Raw genomic sequence first — 14,572 nt, 5'->3', positions numbered from 1 at the left:
GTCATTCTCATAGGAATAGAGTGCGATTCATGGCTGACTACCGCTACGTCACGTACGAGACGCTCGACGAGGGCACCATCGCCCGGATCATGCTGAACCGTCCCGAGCAGCGCAACGCCCAGCAGCGTGGCCTGCTTGTCGAACTCGGTGATGCGTTCCTCAAGGCCGAGGCCGATGACAACGTGCGCGTCGTCATCCTCGGCGGCAACGGGCCGATGTTCTCCTCGGGTCACGACCTGGGCTCCAAGGCGATGATGCAGGAGTACCAGCCGGGTCCGGATCAGCATCCGAGCTTCCGTGAGAACGGGGCGACCCGCGAGGGTGCCGAGAAGTTGATGCTGCAGGAGTGGCATCACTTCTTCGAGAACACCCGCCGGTGGCGCAACCTGCGCAAGATCACCGTGGCGTCGGTGCACGGTGACGTCTACGCGGCGGCCCTGATGCTGATGTGGTCCTGTGATCTGATCGTGGCGGCCGACAACACCACCTTCGCCGACGTCGTCGGTACCCGATTGGGCATGTGCGGCGTCGAGTACTTCGCCCACCCCTGGGAGTTCGGCGCACGAAAGACCAAGGAACTCATGCTCACCGGTGATTCACTGTCGGTGGAGGAGGCCCACGCGCTCGGCATGGTGTCCAAGGTCTTCCCCGCCGACGAGTTGGCCGACAAGACACTGGAGTTCGCGCGACGCATCGCCAAGGTACCCACCATGGCAGCGCTGTTGATCAAGGAGTCGGTCAACCAGACTCAGGACAACCAGGGCTTCTACAACTCGATCAACGCGTGCTTCACGCTGCACCAGCTCAACCACAGTCACTGGTCGCAGGTGCACGGCGGTGGCTTCCCGGTGGCCAACGAGTCGGACGGCCTGCCCAACTGGCGCGAGGCGCCCCCGGTGGTGCCCGCGGTCAAGGACAAGCCCTGATTCCTCTTACGTTGAGATAGCAACCACGTCGCAAGAGTTCGAGTGCGACTGTGCGTGGGCGCTATCTCAACGGAGTGGGCCCGTCAGTCGGTCGTGACGGCCCGCCCCGCGCGGTAGCCGAACACCATTGCGGGGCCGAGTGTTCCACCCGCGCCCCCGTAGGCCTTTCCGGTCACGCCAGCCATTGCGTTACCCGCCGCATATAGGCCGGGGATCGGATCGCCGCTGACGTGCAGCACGCGCGCGTCACCGTCGGTGCGCGGCCCGCCCTTGGTGCCCATCGCGCCGACCGTCACCGGCACGGCGAAGTACGGCGCGGTGTCGATCGGGCCGAGAGTCTGCAGTGCGGGCGTTGCGGCGTTGGTGTCACCCCAGTACCCGTCGTAAGCGCTTGAGCCGCGGCCGAAGTCGGGATCGGTCTCATGAGCGACGTTGCGGTTCCACGCCTCCAACGTGCGCGCCAGCCCATCCGAGTCGATTCCAGTCTTGGCGCCCAACTCGGCCAGGTCGGCTGACTTGCAGTACCAGTCGGGCACCACACCGTCGGGCTCGACACCGAGGAAGCCGTACTTCTTCAGGTGTAGTGAGTCGAACACGATCCACGCCGGGTCGTTCAGGTATCCGAATCGCGGGTCGAGGTGGTGGAAGGGGCCCGCCATTGAGTTGTACTCGCCCGCCTCGTTGAGGAAGCGCCTGCCGGCCCGGTTCACGATGATGCTCCGCGGCCTGGTGCGCTCCAGACGCACACTGCGGCTGCGTTGATGTCCATCGATGGTGTCGCCGGGGATCTGCACGATCGGCACCCACCATGCCTCACCCATGTTGGCGAGGTCGGCGCCGTGCGCCATGGCCATGCGCAAGCCGTCACCGGTGTTGCTGGGCGGGGACACTGGCCCGTGCATCGGGCCGCGCAGATAGGCGTCGACGAGCTTCTCGTCCCACTCGAAGCCGCCCGTGCCGAGCACAACGCCGCGGCGGGCGTGCACCCGAAGATCCTTGCCGCCGTGGTTGATCCGCACGCCGACGATCCGCCCGTCGGCGGCCACTAGCTCGACGGCCCGGGCCTCGGTCACCGGTACGACGCCGTGGTCGAGCAACCCCTTGAGCAGTCCGGCGATCAACGCGGTGCCCGCCACGCAGTAGTTCCCGTCGATGTCGTCGACTGAGGCGTGGATGCGCGCACGTGTCTCGGCGTCGATCCCGACATTGCTGAAGTCGACGGGGAAGGAGGTGATGCGGTCACTCCAGTCGCCGAGGCGGTCGAGGTCGAACGGCTTGGCGTTGTGCGACCGGCCCCCCGATGGCCGCCCGCCGGGCAGTTCGGGTTTGTAGTCGGGGAAGCCCGCGGCGATCTCGAACTGCAATTCGCTGTGGTTCTCGACGAAGTCGAGCATCTCGGGCCCGGTGCGGACGAACGTCTCCACCAGCTCGGTGTCCATCGCGCCGAGCGACTGCGCCTCCAGATAGCGCATGGCGTCGTCGACGGTCAGCTCGCCGTCGGGGGAGCGGTGATGCGCCGGGATCCAGACGATGCCGCCGGACACCGCGGTCGTGCCACCGACCGTCGGTGCCTTCTCGTACACGGCGACCGATGCGCCGCCGGTCGCGGCTGTCAACGCCGCGGTCAGCCCCGCACCGCCGGTGCCGAGCACCACGACGTCGACTTCGTGATCCCATTCGGAACTCAAGTGCCCGGTCCCTTTCAGTCGCCGGCCGACGAGGTCAGCCGAGGATGTCCGACAGCCTGCCGGCTGCCCTGATCACCGCGTCGCGTCCCTCGATCAGAACGTCCTTGCGGTGGGAGATGAGGTTGATGCACGTTGGTGGAGACGGGGGGCGGCGCCGCACGGGGACGGCCAATCCGTAGGTGTCGGGCTCGATCTCGCCGTGCGTGATGACCCAACCCTGTTCGCGGGTGAGCGGCACCAGATCACGCTCATTGGGCCGCGGCGCCATGCTGGCCAGCAGCGCGATACCCGCGGCGCCCCGGTCCAGCGGGTATCGGCTGCCCTCGTGGAACGACAGTTGGTAGAACACCAGCGTCGGCACGATCACCGCCACCGCGACCTGCTGGTCACCCTCGGCGACCAGCAGTGACACCGATGCGCCGAGGTCGTCGGCCAGGGTGCGCAACGTCGGCACGCTGAGCTGTCGCAGGTTGTTGTCGAACGCCGCTCCGAGCACCGCCAGTGCGGCGGCCGGCCGGTACTTGCCGTCCTCGCCCTTCACCACGAATCGCTGCTGGGCAAGGGTGCTCAGCAGCCGGTAGGCAATGGTCCGGTGCACCCCGACATGGTCGGCGACCTGTTGCGCCGTCACGCCCGTGGGGGAGTTGGCCACCGCCTGCAGTGCCGTCAGCCCGCGCGCCAGTGTCTGCGAACCGGCTGTGAGCCGCTCCGCGGGGCCGCCGTCGTTGGCAGACGCGTCCTTGACAGACGTCATCGTGAGAAGGATGCTCTATAGATAGTGCACATTGATGTGCGATATTAGCACATATCGCTCGCTCTACAAGAGAATGTGATTTCCAAAATGGATCTGGAAGGGCGCCGAAATGGCTGAGTCCCCAGTCTTCGAGAGCGTATGGAGCGACCTCCAGGGCGTCGCGTTCTCGCAGGGTTATCTCGACGCGGGTGGCGTTCGTACGCGGTATCTGCACGCCGGCGACGAGACCAAGCCGACCCTGGTGCTGTTGCACGGGTCCGGCGGTCACGCTGAGGCCTACGTCCGCAACCTGGCGTCCCACGCCGAGCACTTCTCGACGTGGTCGATCGACATGCTGGGGCACGGTTACACCGACAAGCCCGGCCATCCGCTGGAGGTCGCGCATTACGTGGACCACCTGCTCGCGGTGTTCGACGCGATCGGTGCCAAGCGCGTGCACCTGTCGGGCGAGTCGCTGGGTGGCTGGGTGGCAGCCCGCGCCGCATCGGACCATCCCGACCGCATCGACCGCCTGGTGCTCAACACCGCGGGCGGGTCACAGGCCGACCCCGAGGTGATGAAGCGCATCATCACCCTGTCGATGGCCGCCGCGGAGAACCCGTCGTGGGAGACCGTCCAGGCACGCATCAAGTGGCTGATGGCGGATAAGACCAAGGAGTACGACGATATCGTCGCGAGCAGGCAGCGCGTGTACCGCCAGCCTGGTTTCGTCTCGGCGATGAGCGACATCATGGCGCTGCAGGATCCCGTGATCCGGGCGCGAAATCTGCTCGGTCCCAAGGAGTACGGCGCAATCACCGCACCGACGATGGTGCTGTGGACCAGTGACGATCCCACCGCCGACATCAGCGAGGGTCATCGCATTGCCACCATGATTCCGGGTGCTCGGTTCGAGGTGATGCCCGACTGCGGTCACTGGCCGCAGTACGAGGACGCCAAGACGTTCAACCGCCTGCACATCGACTTCCTGCTGGGCACGCCGCAGTGAGCGGGACCGCGGACCGGGTGGACGTGCTCATCGTTGGGGCCGGGCCGGTGGGCCTGACGCTGGCGAACATCCTTGGCCAGCAGGGGGTTGCCACCCGTGTCGTCGACGAGCGGGACAGTCTCATCGACTACCCGCGTGGTGTCGGTCTGGACGACGAGGCGCTGCGGACGTTCCAGTCGATCGGTCTGGTCGAGCGCATTCTGCCCCACACAGTGCCGAACCAGATCCTGCGCTTCTTCGACGGCAATCGCAGGCTGCTCGCCGAGATGGCGCCTCCCGATGCACGTTTCGGGTGGCCCAAGCGCAATGGCTTCGTTCAGCCGATGGTCGACGCCGAACTGCTGCGCGGTCTTGAGCGCTTCGACTGCGTCGAGGTGTCGTGGGACGCGCGCATGGAGTCACTCACAGAGACCGCCGACGGCGTGACCGTCGAGCTAGCCGGCGCTCCCGCGGTGACTGCCCGCTACGTGATCGGCTGCGACGGCGGACGAAGTGCGACCCGAAGCTTGATGGGTGTCTCGTTCGAGGGCACCACCTCGCCGACGCGCTGGTTGGTCATCGACCTGGCGACCGACCCCCTGGGACACCCCAACAGCGAGGTCGGCGCGGATCCGGCGCGACCCTACGCCTCGATATCGATCGCCCATGGAATCCGGCGCTTCGAGTTCATGATTCACGCGAACGAGACCGACGAACAGGTGGAGGAGCCGGAGTTCATCGAGCGGATGCTGGCGCCGTTCGTGCCGCACCCGGACCGGGTCGATGTGATCCGCCACCGGGTCTACACCCACCACTCGCGCATCGCAGGTGCCTTCCGGCGTGGCCGGACGTTCCTGGCAGGCGACGCCGCGCACTTGATGCCGGTGTGGCAGGGGCAGGGCTACAACAGCGGCATCCGCGACGCGACGAACCTGGGCTGGAAGCTCGCCGCGGTGGTCACGGGGCAGGCCGACGACGCGCTGCTGGACACCTACGACGCGGAACGTCGCAAACACGCGCGTGCGATGATCGATCTGTCGACGCTGGTGGGCCGCGTCATCTCGCCGACGAACGCACGGGTTGCGTCCTTGCGCGACGGCGTCATCCGGGCCGCTTCCGTGGTGCCGACGTTGAAGCGCTACATCCTGGAGATGCGGTTCAAGCCGATGCCGCGTTATGAGCAGGGCGCCATCGCGCATGTTGGTCCGCGCTCGAAGACGTCGCCCACCGGCACGTTGTTCATCCAGCCGAGAGTCGACACCCGCGACGCACAGAATCTGTTGCTCGACGACGCGATCGGTTCCGGCTTCACGGTTCTCAGCTGGAACAACGACCCGCGCAAACTGCTCGGTGACCTCGCCTTTGCGCGCTGGAAGGCCTTGGGCGCGAGGTTCGTCGAGGTGCGCCCGCTGACCCAGCTGCATTGGACCGGCCAGGACCACCCCGACGTCGTCATCGTCGGTGACCGCACCGGTGCCCTCAAGTCCTGGTTCGACGCACACGCCGAATCGGTGTTGTTCCTGCGCCCCGACCGGTGCATCGCAGGCGCCTGTATCGCTCAACTCGCTCCCGAGCTGAGCGCGTCATTGTTCGAAGTCCTCTGTCTGAGCAAGGGAGGCAATGAAACCCATGATTCCCATGAGCGCGATCGCGCTGTGCTGCATGTCGCACAGCCCGCTGCTGAATCTTCCGGGACCGTCACCGGAGCTCCTTGAGGACGTCGCCTCCGCGTTGGCGGGTGCGCGGGACTTCGTGCGCGACTTCGATCCGGAACTCGTCGTGATCTTCTCGCCGGATCACTACAACGGCTTCTTCTACCGACTGATGCCACCGTTCTGCATCGGCACCGCGGCCAGCGGTGTGGGTGACTACGGCACGCACGCCGGTCCGCTGAGTGTGCCCGCCGATATCGCGACCGCCTGCGCGGAGGCGTTGTGGGAGGCGGGCGTCGATGTGGCGATCTCGTCGAGCATGGACGTCGACCACGGCACGGTCCAGCCGCTTGAGACATTGTTCGGTGACGCGGCGTCTGTGCCCGTGGTCCCGATCTTCATCAACTCTGTGGCCACGCCGCTGGGCCCCGTCAAGCGGGCGCGGGCACTCGGTGCCGCCGTCGGGGACTTTCTGGGCACTCTCGGCAAGCGGGTCCTGGTGGTGGGATCCGGTGGCCTGTCACATGATCCGCCCGTGCCCACACTCGCGACCGCGCCACCGGCCGCGCTCGGACGCATTGTGCACGGCGAGCCGATGTCGCCCGAACAGCGGGCAGCCAGACAGAGCGCGGTGGTATCCGCGGCACACGACTTCGCCCATGGAGAGAGCCCGTTGCAACCGCTGAACCCCGATTGGGACCACGCGCTTCTCGAACTCCTGGACACCAACCGGGTCGCGGACGTCGACCGGTGGTCCAACGCGCAGATCGCCGCCGAGGCCGGTAACTCCGCCCACGAGGTGCGCACATGGATCGCGGCGTACGCGGCCATGGCAGCGCAGGGGGACTACGACACGGTGCTGCGCTACTACCGGGCCGCGCCCGAGCTGATCGCCGGCTTCGCCGTCCGCACGGCGGTGGCACGATGACGGGTACCGAGGTCCCGTTCGACCACGAGGTCGACGTCCTGGTGGTGGGCTCCGGTGGCGGCGGCATGACAGCTGCACTGGCCGCCGACGAGGCGGGCCTGAGCACGCTTGTCGTCGAGAAGTCACCCCAGTTCGGCGGTTCCACCGCACTGTCCGGCGGCGGCATCTGGGTGCCCGGCGCACCGTCGCAGCGGCGTGCGGGTTATCGCCCCGATCCGGACGCCACCTTCGACTACCTCAAGCGCATCACCGACGGATTGGTCAGCGACGCCCGCCTGCGGACGTACGTCGACGCCGCGCCGGAGATGATGGAGTTCCTCGAGAGGTCCAGTTCGTGGTTCGAGTTCGTCTGGAAGCCGGGCTACGCCGACTACTACCCTGAGCTGCCCGGCGGCTCGGAGCGCGGCAGCACGATCAACGTCCCCGAGATCGACCTGCGCAAACTGGGGCCCGAGGAAGCCGACCTGCTGACCCCGTTGGCCCTGGCGCCCAGGGGAATCTGGTTCGCGCCGAAGGATCTGCGGCTCTTCTACCAGGTGCGGCAGAACTGGCGCGGCAAGGCCGTTCTGGTCAAGCTCATCTGGCGGATGGTCCGCGCGCACGTGTTCGGGGACCGGATGGCCGCCATCGGGCAGTCGCTGATGGCCCGCATGCGGCTCGCGCTCAAGGACCACGGCATTCCGCTGTGGCTGAGTGCGCCGATGACCGAGCTGATCACCGATGTCGAAGGCCACGTGACCGGCGCCGTCGTGGAACGCGACGGAAAGTCCCTGCGGGTCCGGGCGCGGCGCGGCGTGATCGTGGCGGCCGGCGGCTTCGACCACGATATGGAGTGGCGCAGGGAGCACCTCCCTGAGTTGAAGAAGGACTGGAGCTTCGGTAATCCAGCGGCGATGGGGGAGGGCATCCGCGCTGCCGAGAAGGTGGGCGCCGCAACCGACCTGCTCGACGAGGCGTGGTGGTTCCCGGCGATGTGCTGGCCCGACGGGCGGCTGCAGTTCATGCTCAACGAGCGCATGATGCCCTCGCAGTTCGTCGTCAACGGCAACGGCAAGCGGTTCATCAATGAGGCCGCGCCGTACATGGACTTCGCGCACGCCATGCTGGACGGTGAGCGCTCCGGTGTCACCCACATACCGTGTTGGCTGATCACCGACATCCGTTCCTTCCACCGCTACGTGGTCGGCGGGCATCTCCCGCTCCCGAAGATCCCCTTCGCGCCCGTCCCGACGGGATGGAAGGTCCCGCAGGCCTGGCTGGACTCCGGGATCGTCAAGGAGGGCGCCAGCTTCGAGGAGCTTGCCGTCCAGATCGGTGTTCCCGCAGCGAACCTGCGCCAGACCGCCGAACGGTTCAACGAGCTGGCTCGAAAGGGCCACGACGACGACTTCAATCGCGGCGACAGCGCCTATGACAACTACTACGGTGACCCGACGCTGCCCAACCCCAATCTGCACCCGCTCGGCAAGCCGCCGTATTACGCGTTTCAGATCATCCTGGGTGATCTCGGTACGTCCGGGGGCCTGCGCACCGACGAGTTCGCCCGCGTGCTGCGCGAGGACGACTCGGTGATCGACGGGTTGTATGCGACCGGAAATGCAACCGCGGCCGTGATGGGTCGCAGCTACGCCGGTGCCGGTGCCACCATCGGCCCGGCCATGACGTTCGGCTACGTGGCGGCCAGACACATCGCCGCCGTGGCAGAAGACGACACCTCAAGCCCCACAACGGATACCCACCCCGCAACCGACACCAACCCGACACCTATCGGAGGTACTAAATGAAGATCTCACTGTTCTACGAGTTCCCGCTGCCTCGCCCGTGGTCGGAGGACGACGAGCACCAGCTGTTCCAGCACGGTCTGGACGAGGTCGAGGCCGCCGACAAGGCCGGCTTCTCGACGGTGTGGCTCACCGAGCACCACTTCCTCGAGGAGTACTGTCACTCGACTGCTCCGGAGATGTTCCTGGCCGCGGCGAGCCAGCGCACCAAGGACATTCGGCTGGGCTTCGGCGTGATGCACCTGCCGCCCACGATCAATCACCCGGCCCGCATCGCCGAGCGCGTCGCCACCCTCGATCACCTGTCCAACGGACGTGTCGAGTTCGGCACCGGTGAGGGCTCATCGGTCGCCGAACTCGAGGGCTTCAACATCGATCCCGCCGACAAGCGGGCACAGTGGGAGGAGGCCCTCGAGGTCGCGATCCGCTGCATGGTCGAGGAGCCCTTCAGCGGATTCAAGGGCGAACACGTCGAGATGCCCGCCCGAAACGTGATCCCCAAGCCGTTGCAGAAGCCGCACCCCCCGGTCTGGGTCGCCTGCACCCGCCCCTCCTCGGTGCAGATGGCAGCGCAGAAGGCCATCGGCGCACTGAGCTTCGCCTACACCGGTCCAGAAGCCCTCAAGGAACGTGTTGACGGCTACTACCGTGAGTTCGAGGAGAAGGGTGCCCCCATCACACCCGCCATCAACCCGAACGTGCTCGCCATCGGCGGTGACCTGTCGATGATGGTCGCCAAGAGTGACGACGAGGCGCTCAAGAGGCTGGGCATCGGCGGCGGCTTCTTCTCGTTCGGCATCATGCACTACTACCTGACCGGCATGCACACACCCGGCCGCACCAAGGTGTGGGAGCGCTACGAGGAGGCCGTGAAGGAGGATCCGACGTTGGCGTACGGTCCCGGCCGCGGTGCGATCGGATCGCCGGACACGGTTCGGGAGTTCCTTCGCGGCTACGAGGCCAGCGGCGTCGACGAGATCATCCTGCTGCTCAACCCGCGCAGCCATGAGGGCACGATGGAGTCCATCGAGATCATGGGCAAGGAGATCCTGCCCGAGTTCATCGAGCGCGACGCGAAGGCGGTTGCGGCCAAGGCCAAGCGGCTGGCGCCGGTGATCGATAAGGTCGAAGCGCGTCGGGAAGGTTCCGATGCGCCGCTGTTCGACGAGACCTATGCGTTCGGCGGGTTGCCCACCGGTCGCGGTGGAAAGTTCACCGCGGGCGAGATTCCCGAGGCCATGGCCGAGATCAACGAGGGCCGCGTGCATGCCGCACAGTTGGCCAAGGAACAAGAGGCAGCTCGCGAGGCGGCCGGCTGAGCGGAACGGGGACGACGGTGTCTGAGTATCACGACCTGACGAGCTACGCGGCGCAGCGCGTCGTGGTGACGGGCTGCGCATCGGGTATCGGCGCGGCGCTGGTGAGCCAGTTGGCCGACCTGGGCGCATACGTCGTGGGCCTCGATGTGTGCCCGCCGTCGTTAGCGGTCAACGAGTTCCACTCGGTGGACCTGTCGGATCCGGACTCAATCGACGCCGCTGTCGAGGCCGTCAACGGCCCGGTGGACCGCCTGTTCAACGTCGCCGGGGTGTCCTCGGGGATCAAGGACCCGCTACGGGTGGTGACGATCAACTTTCTCGGCACCCGACGCCTCACCGAGGGTTTGATCCCGGCGATGCCAGCGGGATCGGCGATCGCCAGCGTCTCCTCGCTCGCGGCATCGGGGTACCGGGAGAACGCGGATGTCACCGCGGGCCTGCTGGACACACCTGACATGGCTGCGGGCATCGAGTGGTGTGAGCGCAATCCGGAGGCGCTGGCCGACGGCGGCTACCGGCTGTCCAAGGAGGCGCTCATTCTCTACGGCATGGCCAACGTCGCCTCTCTGGGAGCCAAGGGCATCCGGATCAATGCCACCGCGCCGGGCGTCACCGACACCCCGATCCTGGACCAGTTGCGCGGTGCCTACGGGGAGCTGTTCCTGAAGGCGTTCCGCACACCGCTGGGACGCGTCGCAGAACCCGCCGAGCAGGCCAGTGTGCTGGTGTTCCTCAACAGTGACGCGGCGAGCTACATCACCGGGCAGGTCATCTGGGTGGACGGTGGCACGGTGGCGGAGAACATGTTCGGTGACCTGGCAGACGCCAGAGAGGTCGAGAGACGAAGGGCGCAGCATGGCCAGCATGGCTGACTTCCGGCGGGTCGCCGACGACGTCCGCAACTGGGGACGCTGGGGTGATGACGACGAACTCGGCACGCTGAACCTGATCACCGCGGACAAGGTGGCGCAGGCTGCGGCGACCGTCCGCAAGGGCAAGGTCATCTCGCTCGGTGGTGACTTCGGCTCCTCGGGTCCCCAAGGTGCCTTCGGTTTCCGGCAGAACCCCGTGCACGTCATGACCGTCGACGGCGGTGATGCGAACACGCTGTGCCAGTACGCGCCTGGCTGGCTGCGCAACTCGGTGGCCAAGGAACTCAGCGGGTTCTTCGTGGACAATCCATTCCGGTTCAACGACGACATGATCGTCATGCCGCTGCAGGCGGCGACGCAGTGGGACGCGCTGTCACACGTGTACTACGAGGACAAGCTGTACAACGGTTTTCCCGCGGACTCGGTGACGAGTTTCGGTGCGTTTCACCTTGGGATCGAGAAGGTCGACGTCAAGGGCATCACATCGCGCGGCGTGTTGCTCGATGTCGTCGCGCACCGCGGCGCAGACGTGTTCTGCGAGCCCGGAAACCCCATCACACCCGCCGAACTCGACGATATCGCCAAGGCCCAGGGCGTCAGCATCCAACCCGGTGACGTCGTGGTGGTGCACACCGGATGGTGGACCAGATTCCTGTCCACCGGTGACGGCGCCGAAGCGGGATCCGGGCTGGACTGGACGTGCGCATCGTGGCTGCACGACCACGACGTCGCGGCCGTCGCCGCGGACAATCTGATGGTCGAGGACCCCGATCCGGCCAACGGCGTCGACGGCACGTTCCTCCCGATGCACATGCTGTGCCTGCGCGATATGGGCCTGATGCTCGGTGAGTACTGGGACCTCGGTGGCCTGGCTGCCGACTGCGCCGCCGATGGCGTCTACGAGTTTCAACTGATCGCGCCACCGCTGAAGGTGGTCGGCGCCGTCGGTTCCCCCGTCAGCCCGATCGCGATCAAGTAGGGCGGGGCTCGACATGCGGTACGAACTAAGCACTTCGGCTAATTGGTGACCAGTACGTTGGCTCCCGTGGAGTTCGAACGGAAGTCCGTTGTCGTCGACGGGCTCGTCACCGGCTATCTGGAGGCCGGCAGTGGCGACACCGTCATCCTGCTGCACGGCGGCGAGTTCGGCGCCAGTGCGGACCTCGGATGGGAACGCACCATCGGAGCGCTGGCCGCGAGGTACCGGGTGCTGGCACCGGACATGCTGGGCTACGGCGAGTCCGCGAAGGTCCTCGACTTCGTCGACGGGCGCGGTATGCGCATCCGGCATGTGGCGCGGTTCTGTGACGTTCTGGGCGTCGCGTCCGCGCATTTCGTCGGAAACTCGATGGGCGCGATCAACCTGCTGACCGACACGACGTCGGAGTCGCCGGTGCTGCCGGTGCGCAGCCTGGCGTTGATCTGTGGCGGCGGACAGATTCAGCGCAACGAGCACGCCGACGCCCTGTACGACTACGACGCGACGGTTGAGGGCATGCGGCGCATCGTCATTGCCTTGTTCGCCGATCCCGCCTATCCGGCCGACGACGCCTACGTCCGGCGCCGCTACGACTCGAGTACCGCACCCGGCGCGTGGGAGGCCATCGCGGCGGCGCGATTCCGCAGGCCCGGCGCGGCTCCGCCACCGACACCGTCTACCGAACGCGCCTACGAGCGGATTGTGGTCCCGACGCTGATCATCGAGGGAGGTGGCGACAAGCTGCTGCCCCCGGGGTGGGCGGCCGAGATCGCCGCGCATATCGCAGGCGCCCGCTCGGCCGTCGTCGACGGGGCGGGACACTGTCCCCAATTGGAACGGCCCGACGAGGTCAATGGCCTGTTGCTCGACTTCCTGAGCAAGGCGTGAAAGGGATTCTGCACCATGGTCAATGAGCTCTCAGGCAAGGTCGCCATCGTGACGGGCGGTGCGTCCGGAATCGGCCGCGGGATCGTGGAGCGGTTCCACGGTGAGGGCGCCAAGGTGGTGATCGCCGACATTCAAGACGAGCTCGGCGAGACGCTGGCCTCAGAACTCGGTGGTATGGCGATCTACCACCACACCGACGTCTCCGATCAGGCACACATCGCCGACCTCATCGCGGCGACGGTGCGCAAGTTCGGCGCCCTGGACGTCATGGTCAACAACGCGGGACGATCCAGCCCGTTGAAGAAGGGGCTCTTCAACGAGGACTTCGAGGAGTTCGACAGCGTCATGCGGATCAACGTGCTCGGCGTGATGGCGGGTACCCGGGACGCGGCGCGGTATATGGCCGAGAACGGTGGCGGCTCGATCATCAACATGTCATCGATCGGCGGCATCCTGGCAGGCGGGGGAGTGACGAGCTACCGCGCCTCCAAGGCGGCCGTCATCCAGTTCACCAAGTCTGCGGCGATCGAGTTGGCCCAGTGGGAGATCCGGGTGAACTGCATTGCCCCCGGAAACATCCCGACGCCACTGTTGCAGACCGCGGCCAGCGACGAGGATCGCGAGCGGCTCGAGAAGTTCGAGGCCCGGATACGCCAGCAGATGCGCGACGACCGTCCGCTGAAACGTGAGGGCACACCCGACGACGTCGCCGAGGCAACGCTGTACTTCGCCACCGACCGGTCGCGGTACGTCACCGGCACGGTGTTGCCCGTGGACGGCGGCACCGTGGCGGGAAAGGTGCTGCCACCTCGTAAGCCCAAGCACGACGGCTGACGGCCGAACGTCGAACACCGCCACGCGGAACTGCCCGGACGCGTGTCTCAAGCTCACACTCGGCATTGATTGGCCGCTGATTTAAATCAGTCGCTTGACTTAATTGGAGGGACGGCGTTGACTGGGGACGTGACCGCAGCACGGCCATTACGCACCGAACGCGCCAGCACCACGCGTGACGCGATTCTCGCCGCCGCCGAACGGCTCTACGCCGAGCACGGCGTCTATGCCATATCCAACCGTCAGGTGAGTGAGGCTGCGGGGCAAGGGAACAACGCCGCCGTCGGCTATCACTTCGGCACCAAGACCGACCTGGTCCGAGCCATCGAGGAGCGTCACCGCGCGCCCATCGAGGCACACCGGGAGCGGATGGTCGAGCAGACCGACGAGACCACCGACATGCGCGGTTGGGTGTCATGCCTGGTCCGCCCGCTGACCGACCACCTCGCCGATCTCGGCAACCCGACCTGGTACGCACGGTTCGCCGCGCAGGCAATGACTGATCCGGCCTACCACGGCTTTGTCGTCAAGGACGCGCTGAGTTCACCGTCGCTGGTCCAGGTCGTCGACGGCATCAATCGATGCCTTCCCGACCTCCCGCTCGACGTCCGGTTCGAGCGCAACATCATGGCCCGAAACCTGTTGATGCACAGCTGTGCCGATCGCGAGCGCGCGCTGGCCAAGGGCGCCACCGTCGCGCGGGCTAGCTGGCGGGAGGCCGGATCCGGGCTCATCGACGCCATCGTCGGTATGTGGCTCGCACCGGTCTCGCCGGAGGGCCATCCGTCGTGAGGGTCACGGTCGACCAGGACAAGTGTGTCTCGTCCGGAATGTGCGTGATGAACTCCCCGGACGTCTTCGACCAGCGTGACGACGACGGTGTCGTCGTACTCCTCGTCGAGAGTCCCAGCCCCGACCAGGCCGACAGCACCCGCGATGCGGCAGCGGCATGTCCGGCCCTAGCCATCCACATCGAGGAGTGAG

14 protein-coding genes are annotated in these 14,572 nt (G+C 66.5%); 12 read left to right on the top strand and 2 right to left on the bottom strand.

The features are described from left to right. The first annotated feature begins 29 nt into the window (after positions 1–29). Positions 30–926 carry an enoyl-CoA hydratase gene (locus tag ACZY0X_RS28460; RefSeq protein ID WP_463775183.1) on the top strand — a complete coding sequence of 299 codons (897 nt, stop codon included), beginning with the start codon at positions 30–32 and terminating at the stop codon, positions 924–926. A gap of 83 nt (positions 927–1,009) precedes the next feature. On the opposite strand, the gene ACZY0X_RS28455 is transcribed toward ACZY0X_RS28460, so the two are convergent. Together ACZY0X_RS28455 and ACZY0X_RS28450 are read right to left on the bottom strand one after the other, a co-directional pair. Beyond that, complete coding sequence (locus tag ACZY0X_RS28455; protein ID WP_463775181.1) at positions 1,010–2,614, bottom strand: FAD-dependent oxidoreductase; 1,605 nt, start codon at positions 2,612–2,614, stop codon at positions 1,010–1,012. Between the two features lie 34 nt (positions 2,615–2,648). After that, a complete protein-coding gene (locus tag ACZY0X_RS28450) occupies positions 2,649–3,368 on the bottom strand; it encodes an IclR family transcriptional regulator (protein ID WP_463775180.1) in 720 nt (239 codons plus the stop codon). Between the two features lie 109 nt (positions 3,369–3,477). Here ACZY0X_RS28450 and ACZY0X_RS28445 point away from each other — a divergent pair, with 109 nt between their 5' ends. The 11 genes from ACZY0X_RS28445 (at position 3,478) to ACZY0X_RS28395 (ending at position 14,571) form a co-directional block, all read left to right on the top strand. Then, on the top strand, positions 3,478–4,356 hold the full coding sequence (locus tag ACZY0X_RS28445) for an alpha/beta fold hydrolase (protein WP_463775179.1): 879 nt from the start codon (positions 3,478–3,480) through the stop codon (positions 4,354–4,356). Next, positions 4,353–6,050: a bifunctional 3-(3-hydroxy-phenyl)propionate/3-hydroxycinnamic acid hydroxylase gene (locus ACZY0X_RS28440; RefSeq protein WP_463775178.1), complete on the top strand. Its 1,698-nt coding sequence runs from the start codon at positions 4,353–4,355 to the stop codon at positions 6,048–6,050. Before ACZY0X_RS28445 ends, ACZY0X_RS28440 begins: the two co-directional genes overlap by 4 nt. Next, complete coding sequence (locus ACZY0X_RS28435) at positions 5,974–6,915, top strand: 3-carboxyethylcatechol 2,3-dioxygenase (protein WP_463775176.1); 942 nt, start codon at positions 5,974–5,976, stop codon at positions 6,913–6,915. Before ACZY0X_RS28440 ends, ACZY0X_RS28435 begins: the two co-directional genes overlap by 77 nt. Further along, entirely contained in the window at positions 6,912–8,699 is a 1,788-nt protein-coding gene (locus ACZY0X_RS28430; protein WP_463775174.1) for an FAD-binding protein, read from the top strand. The genes ACZY0X_RS28435 and ACZY0X_RS28430 overlap by 4 nt, the downstream gene beginning before the upstream one ends. Next, positions 8,696–10,015: an LLM class flavin-dependent oxidoreductase gene (locus ACZY0X_RS28425; protein WP_463775173.1), complete on the top strand. Its 1,320-nt coding sequence runs from the start codon at positions 8,696–8,698 to the stop codon at positions 10,013–10,015. Before ACZY0X_RS28430 ends, ACZY0X_RS28425 begins: the two co-directional genes overlap by 4 nt. Before the next feature lie 17 nt (positions 10,016–10,032). Next, positions 10,033–10,887 (top strand): coniferyl-alcohol dehydrogenase, encoded by an 855-nt coding sequence (locus ACZY0X_RS28420; protein ID WP_463775171.1) that lies wholly within the window; start codon positions 10,033–10,035, stop codon positions 10,885–10,887. Continuing rightward, positions 10,871–11,866: a cyclase family protein gene (locus tag ACZY0X_RS28415; protein WP_463775170.1), complete on the top strand. Its 996-nt coding sequence runs from the start codon at positions 10,871–10,873 to the stop codon at positions 11,864–11,866. The genes ACZY0X_RS28420 and ACZY0X_RS28415 overlap by 17 nt, the downstream gene beginning before the upstream one ends. A 66-nt stretch (positions 11,867–11,932) precedes the next feature. After that, positions 11,933–12,754 (top strand): alpha/beta fold hydrolase, encoded by an 822-nt coding sequence (locus ACZY0X_RS28410; protein WP_463775169.1) that lies wholly within the window; start codon positions 11,933–11,935, stop codon positions 12,752–12,754. Positions 12,755–12,769: 15 nt separating this feature from the next. Beyond that, the gene (locus ACZY0X_RS28405) at positions 12,770–13,588 is read left to right on the top strand and encodes an SDR family NAD(P)-dependent oxidoreductase (RefSeq protein WP_463775168.1); all 819 of its coding nucleotides are present in this window, start codon (positions 12,770–12,772) and stop codon (positions 13,586–13,588) included. A 129-nt stretch (positions 13,589–13,717) separates the two neighbouring features. Then, positions 13,718–14,380 carry a TetR/AcrR family transcriptional regulator gene (locus ACZY0X_RS28400; RefSeq protein ID WP_463775166.1) on the top strand — a complete coding sequence of 221 codons (663 nt, stop codon included), beginning with the start codon at positions 13,718–13,720 and terminating at the stop codon, positions 14,378–14,380. Then, complete coding sequence (locus ACZY0X_RS28395) at positions 14,377–14,571, top strand: ferredoxin (protein ID WP_463775165.1); 195 nt, start codon at positions 14,377–14,379, stop codon at positions 14,569–14,571. The genes ACZY0X_RS28400 and ACZY0X_RS28395 overlap by 4 nt, the downstream gene beginning before the upstream one ends. The last annotated feature ends 1 nt before the right edge of the window (position 14,572 follow it).

The sequence above is a fragment of the Mycobacterium sp. IDUB_39 genome (assembly GCF_055419205.1).
Note: the sequence above shows the minus strand (reverse complement) of the source record. Positions and strands in the feature narration are given on the sequence as shown.

What these genes read in the sequence shown, in the direction of transcription:
- ACZY0X_RS28460 (WP_463775183.1), top strand. Translation starts at nt 30, where the DNA reads ATGGCTGACTACCGCTACGTCACGTACGAGACGCTCGACGAGGGCACC.
- ACZY0X_RS28435 (WP_463775176.1), top strand. Translation starts at nt 5,974, where the DNA reads ATGAGCGCGATCGCGCTGTGCTGCATGTCGCACAGCCCGCTGCTGAAT.
- ACZY0X_RS28450 (WP_463775180.1), bottom strand. Translation starts at nt 3,368, where the DNA reads ATGACGTCTGTCAAGGACGCGTCTGCCAACGACGGCGGCCCCGCGGAG.
- ACZY0X_RS28415 (WP_463775170.1), top strand. Translation starts at nt 10,871, where the DNA reads ATGGCCAGCATGGCTGACTTCCGGCGGGTCGCCGACGACGTCCGCAAC.
- ACZY0X_RS28405 (WP_463775168.1), top strand. Translation starts at nt 12,770, where the DNA reads ATGGTCAATGAGCTCTCAGGCAAGGTCGCCATCGTGACGGGCGGTGCG.
- ACZY0X_RS28445 (WP_463775179.1), top strand. Translation starts at nt 3,478, where the DNA reads ATGGCTGAGTCCCCAGTCTTCGAGAGCGTATGGAGCGACCTCCAGGGC.
- ACZY0X_RS28425 (WP_463775173.1), top strand. Translation starts at nt 8,696, where the DNA reads ATGAAGATCTCACTGTTCTACGAGTTCCCGCTGCCTCGCCCGTGGTCG.
- ACZY0X_RS28430 (WP_463775174.1), top strand. Translation starts at nt 6,912, where the DNA reads ATGACGGGTACCGAGGTCCCGTTCGACCACGAGGTCGACGTCCTGGTG.